The sequence below is a fragment of the Paraburkholderia sp. WC7.3g genome (assembly GCF_050436345.1).
Lineage (GTDB): Bacteria > Pseudomonadota > Gammaproteobacteria > Burkholderiales > Burkholderiaceae > Paraburkholderia > Paraburkholderia podalyriae.
In genome coordinates, this window is record NZ_JBNDMA010000002.1 from 3716578 (window position 1) to 3730603 (window position 14026).

The 14026-nt window shown below is 57.9% G+C and carries 12 protein-coding genes and 2 pseudogenes; 5 read left to right on the forward strand and 9 right to left on the reverse strand.

The window, feature by feature from the left end; all coding sequences use genetic code 11:
* Positions 1 to 64 precede the first annotated feature (64 nt).
* The gene (locus OKW43_RS28695; protein ID WP_187639127.1) at positions 65 to 964 is read left to right on the forward strand and encodes a LysR substrate-binding domain-containing protein; all 900 of its coding nucleotides are present in this window, start codon (positions 65 to 67) and stop codon (positions 962 to 964) included.
* 163 nt (positions 965 to 1127) lie between these two features.
* On the opposite strand, the pseudogene OKW43_RS28700 reads toward OKW43_RS28695, so the two are convergent.
* The 4 genes and pseudogenes from OKW43_RS28700 to OKW43_RS28715 form a co-directional block, all read right to left on the reverse strand.
* A pseudogene (locus tag OKW43_RS28700) lies at positions 1128 to 1406 on the reverse strand (GntR family transcriptional regulator); the annotation flags it as partial.
* Positions 1407 to 1480: 74 nt separating this feature from the next.
* On the reverse strand, positions 1481 to 2536 hold the full coding sequence (gene ilvC / locus OKW43_RS28705) for a ketol-acid reductoisomerase (protein ID WP_429451807.1): 1056 nt from the start codon (positions 2534 to 2536) through the stop codon (positions 1481 to 1483).
* Positions 2537 to 2600: 64 nt separating this feature from the next.
* Positions 2601 to 3611, reverse strand: coding sequence for a PDR/VanB family oxidoreductase (locus tag OKW43_RS28710; protein ID WP_429451160.1), 1011 nt, complete (start codon positions 3609 to 3611; stop codon positions 2601 to 2603).
* A 95-nt stretch (positions 3612 to 3706) separates the two neighbouring features.
* On the reverse strand, positions 3707 to 5251 hold the full coding sequence (locus OKW43_RS28715; RefSeq protein WP_187639135.1) for a Rieske 2Fe-2S domain-containing protein: 1545 nt from the start codon (positions 5249 to 5251) through the stop codon (positions 3707 to 3709).
* A gap of 632 nt (positions 5252 to 5883) precedes the next feature.
* Here OKW43_RS28715 and OKW43_RS28720 point away from each other — a divergent pair.
* A pseudogene (locus tag OKW43_RS28720) lies at positions 5884 to 6057 on the forward strand (cold-shock protein); the annotation flags it as partial.
* A 279-nt stretch (positions 6058 to 6336) separates the two neighbouring features.
* Here OKW43_RS28720 and OKW43_RS28725 read toward each other — a convergent pair.
* Positions 6337 to 6531, reverse strand: a complete 195-nt coding sequence (locus OKW43_RS28725) for a DUF2934 domain-containing protein (RefSeq protein ID WP_429451162.1) — start codon at positions 6529 to 6531, stop codon at positions 6337 to 6339.
* A 247-nt stretch (positions 6532 to 6778) separates the two neighbouring features.
* The gene (locus tag OKW43_RS28730; RefSeq protein ID WP_187639130.1) at positions 6779 to 7081 is read right to left on the reverse strand and encodes a hypothetical protein; all 303 of its coding nucleotides are present in this window, start codon (positions 7079 to 7081) and stop codon (positions 6779 to 6781) included.
* 607 nt (positions 7082 to 7688) lie between these two features.
* On the opposite strand from OKW43_RS28730, the gene OKW43_RS28735 reads away from it, so the two are divergent.
* Both OKW43_RS28735 and OKW43_RS28740 read left to right on the forward strand, forming a co-directional pair.
* Positions 7689 to 8060 carry a cupin domain-containing protein gene (locus tag OKW43_RS28735; protein WP_429451106.1) on the forward strand — a complete coding sequence of 124 codons (372 nt, stop codon included), beginning with the start codon at positions 7689 to 7691 and terminating at the stop codon, positions 8058 to 8060.
* A 334-nt stretch (positions 8061 to 8394) separates the two neighbouring features.
* Positions 8395 to 9390 carry a dienelactone hydrolase family protein gene (locus OKW43_RS28740; protein WP_429451108.1) on the forward strand — a complete coding sequence of 332 codons (996 nt, stop codon included), beginning with the start codon at positions 8395 to 8397 and terminating at the stop codon, positions 9388 to 9390.
* A gap of 120 nt (positions 9391 to 9510) precedes the next feature.
* Here OKW43_RS28740 and OKW43_RS28745 read toward each other — a convergent pair whose 3' ends face one another.
* The gene (locus OKW43_RS28745; protein WP_429451164.1) at positions 9511 to 9894 is read right to left on the reverse strand and encodes a hypothetical protein; all 384 of its coding nucleotides are present in this window, start codon (positions 9892 to 9894) and stop codon (positions 9511 to 9513) included.
* A 1062-nt stretch (positions 9895 to 10956) separates the two neighbouring features.
* On the opposite strand from OKW43_RS28745, the gene OKW43_RS28750 reads away from it, so the two are divergent.
* The gene (locus OKW43_RS28750; protein WP_246530501.1) at positions 10957 to 11175 is read left to right on the forward strand and encodes a hypothetical protein; all 219 of its coding nucleotides are present in this window, start codon (positions 10957 to 10959) and stop codon (positions 11173 to 11175) included.
* Positions 11176 to 12162: 987 nt separating this feature from the next.
* Here the strand turns inward: OKW43_RS28750 and OKW43_RS28755 are convergent.
* On the reverse strand, positions 12163 to 13005 hold the full coding sequence (locus OKW43_RS28755; RefSeq protein WP_429451166.1) for a tetratricopeptide repeat protein: 843 nt from the start codon (positions 13003 to 13005) through the stop codon (positions 12163 to 12165).
* Positions 13002 to 13952, reverse strand: coding sequence for a Ku protein (locus OKW43_RS28760; RefSeq protein WP_429451168.1), 951 nt, complete (start codon positions 13950 to 13952; stop codon positions 13002 to 13004). The genes OKW43_RS28755 and OKW43_RS28760 overlap by 4 nt, the downstream gene beginning before the upstream one ends.
* Positions 13953 to 14026: the final 74 nt, after the last annotated feature.

The window sequence follows — 14026 nt, forward strand, 5'->3', positions numbered from 1 at the left end:
AACGGAGTTGACAAACAATGACTGTTCATACCACCATGAATCAGGTTCATACATCGAGATAAGCATGAGACGAATTCCAAATTTCGTACTACTTAGAGCTTTTGAAGCAACGGCACGGTTGTGCAGCTTTACGCGGGCCGCCGAGGAACTTCACCTAACCCAATCGGCAATCAGTCACCAGGTTCGAGAACTTGAGGACTATTTCAGGCGACCTTTACTCGTTCGTCGCAATCGCATGGTGGAAACGACCGCAGAAGGGTTACGTCTACAGCAGAACCTTTGTCGCGTCTTCGACGTCATCGAAGCCGCATGCAATGAGGTAAGTCTCGGTCCGACGGAGCAAGTTCTCGCCCTGCATAGCGCCCCGAGCTTTGCCGCCAAGTGGTTAGGGCCGCGCCTACCTCAATTCATGCGCGACAATCCCAATATCACCATCCGGTTGTCATCCGGAGCACCGCCAATTGATTTGGTCCGCGCCAGAGAGATAGACGTTGCAATTTCCTACGGAAGTGCTATCCAGCCGGCCGGCATCATAGCGGTGCCACTGGGCGCAGAGCGAATCGCACCAATGTGTTCACCGTCGTTGTTACGGTCAAGAACCGGACCTCGCGAATTGATAACTGGCCTTACACTTATCGAATCTCAACTGAGCAGAATCACCTGGTCGGACTGGTTTGCCTGCAATGGCATGGCGCTCCCTATCAAGCCACGTCCTTCTTTCGACCGCGCTGCGCTTGCCCTTTCGGCAGCAGTTGACGGAATGGGCGTCGCACTGGAAACAACGCGCCTCGCAGAGCGTGAATTGTCCCGTGGAGACCTTGTGATACTGGGTGATGAAGAATTTGTCCCACTCCATCGAGAAACTCATTTTCTCTCCTTTCGTGCAGACGAAGCTGACTCGTACAAGGTGAAGCAATTTCGAGACTGGCTACGCGCAGCGGTAGGGCTGGAAACCTCTCGGTAATCAACGTGACTTCTCCGACTCGAATCACCCTAGAAGTGTGATTCGAATCGACCTCAGGCGTGCGCACCGTCGCCTTGCGCTAACGACTCGGGTACGGGGCCATTTGCCTTCAGCACGATTCCGAGCTCTGCGACGAGATGCGCATGAGCTCGTCGTGTGTGCAACTCCCACGAATTTCGTACAAGTCTCCAAGCCACTGCAGGTCCAGCGGAGCAACGATTACACCCCTGCCCGGCGCATCCTGAACAAGACCGTCTTTCTTCAGCAGCCTCAGAGCCTGGAGTACCGGGGACCGCGAGACCGAAAGCTGCTCCGCAATCTCCTCTTGCGTCAAGCGCGTCCCAGGAGCTAGCGAGCCTTCGCAGATGGCGTCAACGAGGACCTTATACACCTCGTCGACGTAGTCCGTCCGCGACGGAATCTGAAGCAACTTCGATGTCATGATGTACTCCGTTGCTATCCGCGTTTACGCGCTGGCCGAAGATTCACTCGGACCAGCGCGCGTTGCTCCTTCGTTCAGTTTTTGGAACGGTCGACAAGCGCTTCCTTGCCAATCCACGGCATCATCGCGCGTAGTCTTGCTCCCACGGTTTCAATGGGATGGTCTGCGGTCAAGCGCCGGCGCGACTGAAGTGTCGGCGCACCAGCCCGATTTTCAAGAATGAAGCTCTTGGCGTACTCGCCCGTCTGAATGTCATGCAGAACCGCCTTCATTGCGGCTTTGGTCAAATCCGTGACGATACGAGGTCCCGTCACGTATTCTCCGAATTCGGCATTGTTTGATATACCGTAGTTCATGTTCGCGATGCCGCCCTCGTAGATGAGGTCCACGATAAGCTTCACTTCGTGCAAGCATTCAAAGTAGGCCATTTCCGGCGCATAGCCTGCCTCGACGAGAGTCTCGAAGCCCGCTTTGATAAGGTCGACCAAGCCGCCGCACAGAACAGCCTGTTCACCAAAGAGGTCAGTCTCAGTCTCCTCAAGGAAACTGGTCTCAATGATGCCCGCCCGGCCACCGCCGATGGCGGCGGCGTACGCGAGCGCAATATCCCGAGCCGTGCCTGAAGGGTCTTGGGCGACCGCGATAAGGTGCGGAACTCCGCCGCCCGAAACGTATGTGCTGCGCACTGTGTGACCTGGAGCTTTTGGCGCGACCATCATCACATCAAGGTCTGCGCGAGGTGTCACCTGACCATAGTGAATGTTGAAGCCGTGCGCAAAGCCGAGGACCGCACCTTCGCGAGCGTTCGGTGCCACTTCCGCACGATAGACTTCTGCAATTCGCTCGTCGGGCAGAAGCATCATGATGATGTCTGCCTCCTTGACCGCATCGGCAATACTCTTCACGTGCAGGCCCGCCTTCTCGGCTTTGTCCCAGGACGTACCCTTGCGCAATCCGACGCCGACATTGATGCCGCTGTCCTTGAGGTTCAGCGCGTGAGCGTGGCCCTGCGACCCATAACCGATGACCGCAATGCTGCGGGTTTTCAACAGGGTGAGGTCGGCATCTTTTTCGTAGAAGACTTTCATACGATTTCCAGTTTCGTGCGCCAAGGGTGTTTTTCGCGACACGCGAAGAAGGTGAAGGTGCAGGCAGGGTTTTGCTGCCCGCCGGTGGTTAAGCGTGAAGTAGACGTTACAAATCCAGCACAAGTGTTTTGTTGGCAGGCCTCGAGACACAAACCGTGAGGTACTCCTGTCGCTCGTCTTCGCTCAGAATGAAGTCATTGTGTTCAACTTCGCCCTCGAGATAGCGGACCTTGCACGTGGCGCACAGGCCCGCACAACAGGAGGTTGGTACAGCGACGCCGGCTTCATTGAGAACGTCCGCAAAGTTCTGGTCAGGTGCGACGTGGACAACCTTGCCAGTACTAGCGATGGTGACATCACAGCCACCCTCGCTATCCGTGCTCACTGGCGCCCGCGTGGCTTGCTCGGGTGCCTTGAAGTGCTCGAAATGCACTGTGCCTTTCGGCCAATGGCTCGCCGCGTCGCTACAGGCGGCCATGAAGCCAGCGGGACCGCAGTAGTAAACATGAGTACCGGGCTCTGGGGTTCTTAGAAGCTCGCGGAGGTCCAGTCTGTTACCGAATCCGTCGTCGTCGAAGTGATAGTGCAATTTTCCTGCGCGCTTGATATCCGCAAATTCTTCGCCGAAAGCAGCAGCATCCGGGTTGCGCGCGCAGTAATGCATCTCGAAGTCCACGCCCTGGATGTCCAATTCATGCGCCATCGCTTTAAGCGGCGTCACTCCAATTCCTCCGGCTATCAGCAGCACTTTTTTGGCGTCTTTGGCCAAGGCGAAGTGATTGCGCGGTTTGCTGATAGTGAGGATGTCTCCAGCCCCGATGCTTTCGTGAACAGCGCGCGAACCGCCACGACCATTCTCGTCTTTGAGAACAGCGATGACATACCGGTTGCGCTCGGCCGGTGAGTTGCAGAGGGAGTACTGCCTGATTACACCGTTTTTCAGATGGACGTCGATGTGCGAGCCTGCTTCGAACCGCGGCAGGGCATTACCGCTCGGGCTCGTGAACTCGTAGGAATTTATGCCTTTGCCTTCGTACCGAACCTGCCGCACGCGGACATCGAGCGTTCCAGCCTCGACCTCCTGAACTGCTTCTTCCCGTTCCAATAAGGTATCCATGTTCCTTTCCCCGCTGGCGAGCCGCCAGCCCTCCTGCGAGGCTGACTGGCACCGGTGCCGCGCCCACGCCAGAGAGCGTGACGCGCGTGTCCCATTTAGCGCTTCAGCGACTGCTCAAGCTCTTCGAATCTGCTTCGCACGAATTCGCTCCGCTCGCTACCCTTCAACGAGTCGCTCTGGGTCAGAATTTCCACCACCGTCTTCAGCACCTTGCGGCGTCGGACAACCTCTTGTTCCACGGTCTCGCCTTCCGGAATCTCGAAGACGTTGCCCGAGCAGTAGCTGTTCGGGGCGCCGCCAAGCTCACGTAACCACTCTGCAAAGCCATGGGCAGACGACGCGGGATTGGTGCCACGAACCGCGTCGCGCAGCATTTTGCGAAACTGGAAGAGACCTGCATCGAAGCGTGTCGGGTTCTCGAGCGCGTGCACGGCGATGGGTCGCTGGCTGATGATTGCCTCGTAGTCGCCGGGCGCATACTGCGCGTCCTTGTAACCCGCGCGTTCCCGGTGGTTTGGCGGAATCGGCGGCAGGTCCTCGAGCTTGTATTTCCCGAAGCGCTCCGGCCGACGCATTGCGACTTGTCCTTCGAGGAAGTCGATGGTTTCGTATCCGACCATTTCCTTATTGCCGACGCCACGTGTGTCGATGCCCGGGCCCATGACACGCCAACCAATCATCTTGCTGTTCTCGTCGTCGACCGGGACTGTCCAGCGAATGATGTGAAAGCGGCTAAAGTACTTCTTGGCCGACCCGTCCTCCGACGTGTATGCGTGCAGACTGAGATTTGGCAACACCTGATGCTGTACGCGGACAAAGAGCTTGTGCTTGTCGACGCGACGCGCACCTGCGCAGGCGAGGCTGCGGCCCTTTTGAACCGGAACGAAGTTCATGTCGGGTGCCACTTCCATCGACGCGGCGCCGACCTCATCGAAGGTCGTCCCCTGATAATGGCCCCCTACGACGCTCTTTCCCGCATGCAGGGCAGTCGGGTGATAGTTATCGGCCGCATTGTCCTGGACCTGCAGCCAGTTGCAGTGCTGAAAATTGCTGTACGGGACGAGCTCGTCGCCTTCCATCACCGTAAAGTCGCCTTCCCACTCGGGGAACGGCGGCTCTTCATCAGGCGGCCCCATATAAGCGAAGACAAGACCATTACGCTCAACTGCCTTATAAGCGCCTTGGCGAATCGAGCACGCAAACTTTTCCGCTTCCTTTTCTTCGCCCTTCGGAAAGGGCACGTGCAGACACGCACCGTCGACATCGAACACCATGCCGTGATAGCAGCACATGATGCCGCGCTCCTGGATTGCGCCGTATTCAAGGGATGCGCCCCGGTGCACGCAATGCGCATGCAGCAAGCCCACACGACCGCTGCCGTCGCGAAAAGCAACCAGCTCTTCAGTGAGGATTTTGAGGAAACGCGGCGTGTCTGTCAGTTCGATGGACATGCACACTGGATGCCAGAACCGGCGCATGAATTCGCCCATCGGCGTACCCGGGCCAGTCTCGGTCAATTCCGGGTCGTGGTCCGGCACCTTATTCGCGTAATAGCCCCCGAACGGAATCAGTTTCTTCACGACCGCGCCACCGCCGCCGGTGCCCTTCTGGTCGTCCATCTTGTCCGATTTCACGCTCATGATTTCCTTCCTCCAATAATTGATAGGACCACCGCATCTGTTCGTGTTCTGACCTCTGTATACAGAGAGTAGTATTCGGAGTTCAAATTGTCTGTATGGGTAAACGCTGATACGAGGGAGGGGTAGATGGCGCGAGAGAGCCAGGCGCACCGATTGATTGCAAGCGCAAGGCCGGCTGAAAGGTCGTCGCAAAGACGTCAGGCGGCGTGTCCGTCGAACTCAGGAACGCTGGAGGCGCGGCGTCTGCGGCGTTAAGGAGATGAACGGTGAGAAACCGTCCCGTTACCTGAACGGAAAACCTGCTGGAGCGGAACATGAAAACACGAACGAGCAGTCCCTGCGTTGTCAGGTCGAAAAGTGGCTCGCACCGGCGCCCACGATGCACGTTCATGTAACCAGATTCAGTCGCACCGCAGGGAATGGGAGACGCTACATGTGCGTCGAAACGTCGTCACCAGCCGGAGCGCGCGGGTTGTTTTTCCTCAGGAACGGTGACGGCAGGTGGAGCGTGTTCCCGCCCACTGCCAACAGGCGGAAGTCAACTGCAGAGCCCCCTCTCGTGCAGGTGGCCGCCGCCACGTTTTGATGACGGTCACGAGTTTGCCGCGCTCACTCCCGGCGCTCGGGATTCAAACGATGCCAAGGGCTTCGGATTTATCACGCCGGACGACGGCGGGGACGACCTGTTTGCCCACTTCTCGGAAATCAGTGGGCAAGGTTTCAAGTCGCTACAAGAGAATCAGAATGTCAGCTTCGACGTCAAGATGGGTCCGAAAGGCAAGCAGGCCGCGAATATCAAACCGGTCCAGGAGGAAATCTGTGTGCTGGTGGCGCACGATTCCCGGTCCGTCGGACATCGCATTTTCAGGGCAGAGTCGGCGCAAGAGTGCCGCCCGGCACCAAGCGCCGAGATTCCGCGTCACGCGAAGCTTGGTATAGGCGGCGCCTGGCTGGACTGTCGTCGCGGTCGCACGCAGCGGCAACGAAGGAACACCGCGCCGCCGTGCAATTCGCCAGCAAGAGGAATGAAATGGCCTGGGTTATGGCTCGGCCACGCACTCAACGGCGTGGCGACGCCTCAGTCCCTAGCCGGTTTTCGTCACCCCTGGCAGCCGGCCCTTCGGGCCGTCTCCGTTGCCGTCGGCTTCCGATTCTTCCTCATCTATCTGAAACCGCGCTTGTTCCCAATACTCGTCGGCGCGTCCCTCCGGGCTGCCGTCTTTTTCCCAGAGCTGATAGGCCCTTACACGAATCTTCTCTTCCCGCGAATCGTTATCCATTGCATGGCTCCTGGGCAGGTTCCCCACGACCAGCTACTCATCAATTTGTACAGCGACCCTTTCGATGGCAGAAGACGCAGGCGCTGACGACAGAACAGACCAACTCAACGTCGGCGAATATGTGAAAGCTGCCGGCATCTGACGTTCCGGACGCTCTCCTGCGTTCCCCGGCAACCGGCAGCATAACGCTCCCTGACCGGGAGCCTGACCATGCAGATTGCAGGGTACGCCTCAAACATCACCGCCGTTAATAAGCCTTCTTCATTCCGCCACTGTCGGAGGCTGGCGCAGCCATTCCCCCCTTTTTCTGCATCTTCGGCTTCATCTGCTTTTGCGACATTTCACCTGACTTTCCCATAGTGTTTGCACCCGACGCGCCAGATGGTGACTCTGTCGTTCCGCTTGCATTCGGGGTTCCCATTCCAGTGCCACCCTGGCCTGCACCGGCGCCCCCGCCACCAGTTGTTCCCGCACCCTGCGCGTAGAAGGCGCCCGACAGACTCAACATTAACGCCGAAGCAAGCAAGATTCCTTTCGTAGCAACTCGCATGATGGGCTCCTCCGTGTGCAGAGCGACCGGCTGCGACCCAGGTCGGTGCAGTCCGTGTCCTGGTTACCGCAATTCCCGTGCCGCTGGTGGCCCTGGCATAGGCTCCTCAGTATCACCATCGGCCGTCATGAACTAAACTGCCGCGCGCACAGCGACGTTGTTCCGCGCGCTAACCCGCATACGCCGCTGCAGCGCGTGAAGGGAATTCCGCCGTGCGATTCTTTCCGTTTGCAAGATTGCAGTCCGGCGGGACGGTGAGACTTTTAGGAAGCAGTGTGGAATCCCCCCGAGGAGCGCATTGCTGGCGCTGGGATTTATGTCGTCGCTATCGGCTCCAACCATATTCTGGAACATGAACGTCACGCCTGTGCAGAGGATGTGCGCAGTCTGGTTTCTGAGCCGTTGACGGCCCCAATTTGTTTGCTTTTCAGTTCGAACCTTCTACTCTTCGGTTGAAGCCCGGCCAATATCAAGGGAGGCTTCGCGTTCCGCTGAATTGGTATGTTTTGCGTTCCGAGTCGGTAGGCCCGCCGCGTGTGGCCAGTGGTTCCGGCGCCGCGATGCACGTTTGCCTTACTGAACCGGTCGAAGAAAAAAGGAGGAGCAAATGAAGGCAACAAGGAACACGGTCGTCGGACTGTTATCAGCTTTTGCGCTGGTATTCGGGAGCGGTACGGCCCGGGCGCAGGAGACTGGAGCGCCGAAAATGGAACAGAAAGTGTTTGTCGATAATGAAAGAGTGAAAGTAGCCGAGAACACTTTCAAGCCGGGAGCGGAAAGTCCGAACATCGCTCGCCCGTTTCGGGTCGTGCGCGCTATCAAGGGCGGCAAATTCCAGCGCATTTACGCCGATGGCAGAAAAGAGGTTGGCCAGTACCAGACTGGCGACGTAGAGTCCTTCGATGCCGGCCCGCCGCACATCTTCAAGAATTTGGGGGACACTGAAATCGTCCTGTATATCGTGTACATCAAGAAATGAGAATCTCGCTTTGGTCAGCCGAGATGGGACGGTTGTTCAGTTGCCCCCAGCATGCACCACGATTCATTATCGCAGCACGTCCAGTATCCCGAAGGGCGTGCCGGGCCACAAGGCGGTGACTATCCCGAAGGATGTGACGCTTCTCATCACGATGGGTTCGTAGGGCTTGCCAACCGCGAGTACCACTCGGGTCGTAAGGTCATCGGGCGGTGCCGAGCACCGCCGCCTGGCCAAGGTTGGCTTGGCTGCTTGCCAGGCCTCAGTAGTTGCCACAACCGGTCTACGTTGCTGCCACAAGGTCATCAACCAACACGTGCTTAAAAAGGAGGAGGTCATGCTTCCGCGCACCGGTTTTTGGCACGTTGTCTTCAATGCGTTCTGCCTACTCATCGCTCTGCTGCCGGACACCGTACACGCACAGGCTGCGCGTATGGAAGTCACCCCCTTTGAGTCGCTGACACTGACCGACCAGGAATTCTTGACAGGCCGCGAGGACGGCAAGCCGGTGACCATCGCCGGCGAACTGCGCCTGCCGCGCGCGGGCAACGAGCGATTCCCGCTCGTCGTTCTGCTGCATGGGGCGTGCGGCGCCTGCGGCCTTGTCCTCGATTGGGAGCGGGATTTGCTTGCGATGGGCGTCGCGACTTTCGTCGTCGACAGCTTCACGAGTCGCGGTATCGTCAACACGAACGACGACCCATCGCGGCTCGGCCAACTGGCGCAAACGGAGGATGCGTACCGCGCGCTCGCGCTGTTGGTAAAACATCCGAGAATCGACGCAACGCGTGTGATGCTGATGGGTTTCTCCAGAGGCGGCCACAGTACGCTTTACGCGAGCCTCATGCGGTTTCAGCGCATGCATGCAGCTGCGTCAGAGGCCCATTTCGCAGCCTCTGTTGCTTTCTATCCGAGCTGTAACTTTCGGTACCGCGACGATGACGACCTCACTGCGCAGCCAGTGCGTGTGTTTATGGGGACTGCCGATAACTACACCTCGATTGGGGCATGCCGGGACTACGTTGACAGGCTGAAAGCCAAGGGTAAAGACGTTCAGCTTATCGAGTACCAGGGGGCTGGACATACATTCGACGCTCGAGCGTACAATCCGCCGCGAGTGCTGCCACAAGCGCTGACGACCCGAAACTGTCAAGTGGAGGAAGGAGACCACGGGCAGTTCGTTAATGCCAAAACCAAGCAGCCGTTTTCATACAGCGACCCCTGCGTTGAACGCGGCACGACCCTGGCATACAACGAGGCAGCAGCGACGCAAGTTAGGAAGGACATGGCCGAATTTGTCGCGATGACGCTCAAGCCAACGCGCTCGCCATAGCTTTTTGACCCACGCGATGGCCGGAGCGCCGGCGTGCGAGCTGCCGCTTGAGCCCGAGGCTAGCCTCGCTTGGCCTTTAGAGGCGCCCAAGCCCTTCGAACTCCGCGAAATCGACCCGCATCACTTCCCGGGAGAAAAACGCCGCAGTGATTTCTGGAATTCTTCTTCGGACTGCACCTTGTCCGCAAGCGCGGCCTTGAGACCCTCCTCGGCATCGTGCAACAGGACGAGCCGACCGTGCTCGGCTTCGAGAGCGTGGTCGTAATTCAGCTTTCGGGCGTCGACAATCGCGACGTATGCCGAACCATTCTTCGTCAAGACTTTCTCGGCACCTGCGACGACGTCTTCGGCGAGCTCCGTCCGTCGCGAAGAGGCCTCGCTAATGGGAATCACATCTTGAGCGCGCGAGCAGTGCTCGATTCTCGGAATCAAAACCGTCGACATTCGACGTCGTGGTTGCCATGTGTTCCTCTTTGGCTGCTCGACGCGGCCAGGTTCGCTCAACAAACCGTGCTTGAGTTATTGCGCGGAATGGCCACCATCACTTATCGCCATGTTTTGTTGGCAAAGATGTCATTCAGGTCGTCAGCCGGCGGTAAGCATTCAAATGACGCACCAGGCCCTGCTGGTCGCCACGTGTCTCGAGCAGTATTACCAGATTGTGATGTGCGTCCGCGTATGACGGATTAAGCTCGAGACATCGTTTATAACTGCGCTCTGCGTCATCAAGCCGGCCTAATTCCTCAAACGGGGCTCGTCGCCACAGGAAAGCCGCAAGCGGCATCAGCGAAACAATGAACGTGGAGACGTCTAGGCTTCCGCGCCAGCCCGAGGAGTCGGCAACTTGAAATCGCGAGCGAGCCCGGCATTATGCTGCGCTCGCTTTTTATGTTTCGGCCGAGTCAACGCATGACGAGGTACGAGGTTTTGCCTTACCATGGTTTTCTGGGCGGGCTGGCGGCGCTTGACACATTGCGGAAGGCGAATATGACAGTGCTCTCTTTGGTCTGGAGGAACCCTCCGATTATCCGTGTTGCCTCTAATCGGCGTGCTTCTCATCGTCTGGCTGCGACGTGCACAAGCTCGCTATGTCAACGAGGGTCGCCTGCTGCCGAATTGGATGCGGAAAGCAACCCGAGGCTCCGATGTTGACAGGCTCAACGTCGGCGAAAAAAGTCTGCATTCAACTATGGGTCCCGAAACAATAGTCCGGACGGGTGACATGGAAGAGCTTACGGCCGAGTCCCAACTACAGGCGGAAGGTCAGACTTCAGTGCCACGCACGGTCAGAGATGCCCTCGCTGCACAGCCAGGTACGATTCTTGTTTGGAACATCACGATGGAGGGAAGCGTCTGCGTACGCGCGAAAGCAGAACGGCATGACCGTGTGGTGTGACTGCGAGGAGTGGGCGCTCCATTCCGGCCAAGAGCTGATGATGATTGACGCTACGTTGAAGATGGCTGGAATCGACACCCAGCGCCTTAGCAGTAGGGTACTTGTCGAGCCGCGCGAACCGAGCCAAATATTGGTGGGGAGTTGTACGGAGGGCCTGCAGAGGTCAACAGATGCAAACTGAAAAATATCGTGGATATACGCTTTGGGGCCATGCAATCCTGCACCAGGAAAACATCCTGCAACGGAGACGATTCGCAGGAAGCGGCACAATCATGCGCGACACCAAGGTCGTAGAGGTGTCTGGGGTGCTTAGCTCTTTCGATACTGACGAAGAGGCAGAATCAGCAGGCCTTTCGTGGTGTCGCGCGTGGGTCGATAGCCATGGCTAGTGCGAAACAGGAGGGATGTACTTCATCTTTCCCCACTCGCACTCGCTCAGATTTCGGGAAGATGCTCCGAGCGGGTTGAAGTGTTTGTCTCTCGCGACTCTCAAATCGATGCTGGGCGTATCACGACGAGTGGTGGACGAATCGATGTGAACCGAAGAAGCGGTACGTTTTCTGAACGTCTCGCATGCGTACGCAACTTCGTTTGTCCACGCCCGCTGTGCGTGAGTATCACAAGTTGCGACGCCGAGAAAGCCACCAAACCAGGCAGTGTCTCGTGGACGTGTCGCAAGAAGCCGGCATTTACGGCGACCACAAAAGAGGTGAACTCCTGGCGAGCGGAAAACACGAACCTCGACACGGGCGGTGTTGCGCTTAAGGGACTCTCATGCCTGTACAGAGGGCAGCCAGGGAGTGCGCTGGACGGCGGTGACTTCCGAACAGCTTGACGCTTCCTTAAGGCGGCGCCGGCTTGATAGCAGAAACGCCGCCCGTGCGCACAGCCCTTCGTCCTGGTTGCCATCAGCGCTACCCTCGGGGATATTCAGAGCCGTACAACAACAATACCGAGAAGATTCATCGGAACAGCTGTCTTGAGCCAATCTTAGGGGCTCCTCGCTCACGCGTAGGTTACATAGATTAAAGATTATAAGATTACCGGAGTGCTCGACCGAGAAAACGGCTTGCCTGCAGCACAGTTTTCGGAAGTGGATATCCATTTCCCGTGTGTGAAGGCCACGCAAAACGTGGGTCGAGGACAAGTTGCGCGTGGGTGAAGGACAAGTAAAACGTGGGTGGAGGACAAGTCACGTCGATGAACTTCGACAGAACAGTTGCGTCACGAGAACGATGCGCAACGCAGCTGCAGCTTTGTACGTGCTTGCATCAGCCCGTCGCCTGGACATGCCGCAGAGTTTCAGCATCCTCATGAACGGCTTGATAGGTCGAAAACCGTGCTCTGAACCAGATGAATCGTCGGCGAAGCCCGGTTCAGCCAACCAGCCGGCGATAAGCACTGAGGTGTCGAACTAGACCCTGTTTGTCGCCGCGAATCTCGCTCAGCCGGGCGAGGTTAAAGTGTGCGTCGGCATGCGTCGGGTCAAGTTCTATGCATCGCTGATAGGTCGCCGCCGCAGCGTCATAGCGTTTCAGCTCTTCGAGAACGACCGCGCGGTTGAAGTGCAGTAACGCGTCATCTGGGAAGTGCCCTAACGCCCCATCAAAAATGGACAATGCCTCGTCGCAGCGCGTTTCTGCCTCGCAGAGCAAAACGCCCAGATTGGTATAAGCGTGGTAATGCGGTGATGGCGCGAACTCCAGCACGTTCCGGTACGCCTGCTCCGCGCCAATAGCATCGGTCCCGGTGAGTTGTTCCGCGAGCGCAAACCATTCCTCCGCTTGCTGTTCGCGACTCGTCTGGTTTCGCGGTGCCGAGTCGAGGAACGCGACCTCGCCTCTAATAGGTGCGACCTCGAAGTCGAGCAGGTGCTGGCCGGAAGCGGCGTCCCATTGGGCCTGTCCTGACCTGACAGCCACCGTCTCGCCTACCGATGTGATTCGGATTCCAGACAGGGGAAGCTCATCAGGGAGTTCGGCCTTCAGCTTGGCGAGCGCCCTCAGAATCTTCCGTGATGAGACTTTGGCTGATTGCAACTGGAATGCTGTGCGCAAGACCTTGACATCCTGGAAAGAGAATCGAAGCTCGTTTCTGCGACCGCGCGCCGGGTGAACGAATCCGGCTTCAATCAGCCCAGACAGCACCCGACGCGAGACGCCCAGCAGCGATTGAAGGCTGCGCAACGAGTAATCGTTTGACTGATTCGGTCTGGTCACTTGCGTGCTCGAACCTTTGCCGGTGGCGCCTCTTTGATGTCGGCTTTCGGTGTGGCTCGTTTGACAGGGCGCCTTGGTTTGGCTGCCAACACTTCGACGTCAGCGGCGGTGGTCTTCTTCGTTGCCGTTGTCCTGGCCGGCGCCGTCTTCGCCGGTACGTTCCGTTTCGCCTTGTTGGCGCTGAGACTCGCCCGAAGCGCTTCCATCAGGTCAATTACCTGGCCGCCCGACTCACTCGTGGACTCCTCTGGAGACACAATCTCCTTGCCCGCAATTTTCTGGTCGATGGCCTCCAGAATCCGCTTCTTTTCTTCGTCTTGGTACGCCGTCGGGTCATAGGCGTCCTCCGAGACCTGGTCGATGATTTGCAGCGCAAGCTTGAGCTCAGTGTCGGTCACCGGCTCCCGCTCAATGTGCAAGTCGCTCAATGCGCGCACCTCATCTGCGAAGAGCAGTTGCTGGAAAACCATGCCGTCTTCTGCCGGCCGAACCTGAACGATACGAGTCTTTCCTTTGTACGACCATTTTGCGAGCGCGCACCGTTCGCTTTGGCGCATCGCCTGCTGCAGCAGACTGTAGGGTTTGCCACCCCGTTTGTCCGGCGCAATGAAATACGCCTTGTCGTAGTAGAGCGGGTCGACCGATTTTTCCGGCACGAAAGAGACAATTTCTACAACGTGCGTAGCACCCTCTTCAAGTGCCTTCAGCTCGTCCGCAGCGAAGATGACGAACTGTCCCTTCTCAAACTCGTAACCCTTCTGCGTGTCGGCGCGAGCCACCACCTCGCCTGTCGCCTCAGAGATGTACTGCTGCTTCACCCGCCCGCCTTCTGGCGTCAGGAGATTGAAGCCAACCCCTGAGGCACTCTCCGTGGCCGAGTACAGTTTGACCGGGATGGAAACCAGCCCGAAGGAAAGCGTCAGAGACGCGATGGAACGAGCTGCCATGGACTTCTCCTCGTAGCCGGCGGCAGGAAGCTCGCGCGGCTTCCGATTACGGCTGCACAAGCCACCGGTCGGAG

Bases quoted from the DNA above. Each gene is read 5' to 3' on its own strand.
- OKW43_RS28695 (WP_187639127.1), top strand. From the start codon at position 65: ATGAGACGAATTCCAAATTTCGTACTACTTAGAGCTTTTGAAGCAACG.
- OKW43_RS28710 (WP_429451160.1), bottom strand. From the start codon at position 3,611: ATGGATACCTTATTGGAACGGGAAGAAGCAGTTCAGGAGGTCGAGGCT.
- OKW43_RS28715 (WP_187639135.1), bottom strand. From the start codon at position 5,251: ATGAGCGTGAAATCGGACAAGATGGACGACCAGAAGGGCACCGGCGGC.
- OKW43_RS28725 (WP_429451162.1), bottom strand. From the start codon at position 6,531: ATGGATAACGATTCGCGGGAAGAGAAGATTCGTGTAAGGGCCTATCAG.
- OKW43_RS28730 (WP_187639130.1), bottom strand. From the start codon at position 7,081: ATGCGAGTTGCTACGAAAGGAATCTTGCTTGCTTCGGCGTTAATGTTG.
- OKW43_RS28735 (WP_429451106.1), top strand. From the start codon at position 7,689: ATGAAGGCAACAAGGAACACGGTCGTCGGACTGTTATCAGCTTTTGCG.
- OKW43_RS28740 (WP_429451108.1), top strand. From the start codon at position 8,395: ATGCTTCCGCGCACCGGTTTTTGGCACGTTGTCTTCAATGCGTTCTGC.
- OKW43_RS28750 (WP_246530501.1), top strand. From the start codon at position 10,957: ATGCAAACTGAAAAATATCGTGGATATACGCTTTGGGGCCATGCAATC.
- OKW43_RS28760 (WP_429451168.1), bottom strand. From the start codon at position 13,952: ATGGCAGCTCGTTCCATCGCGTCTCTGACGCTTTCCTTCGGGCTGGTT.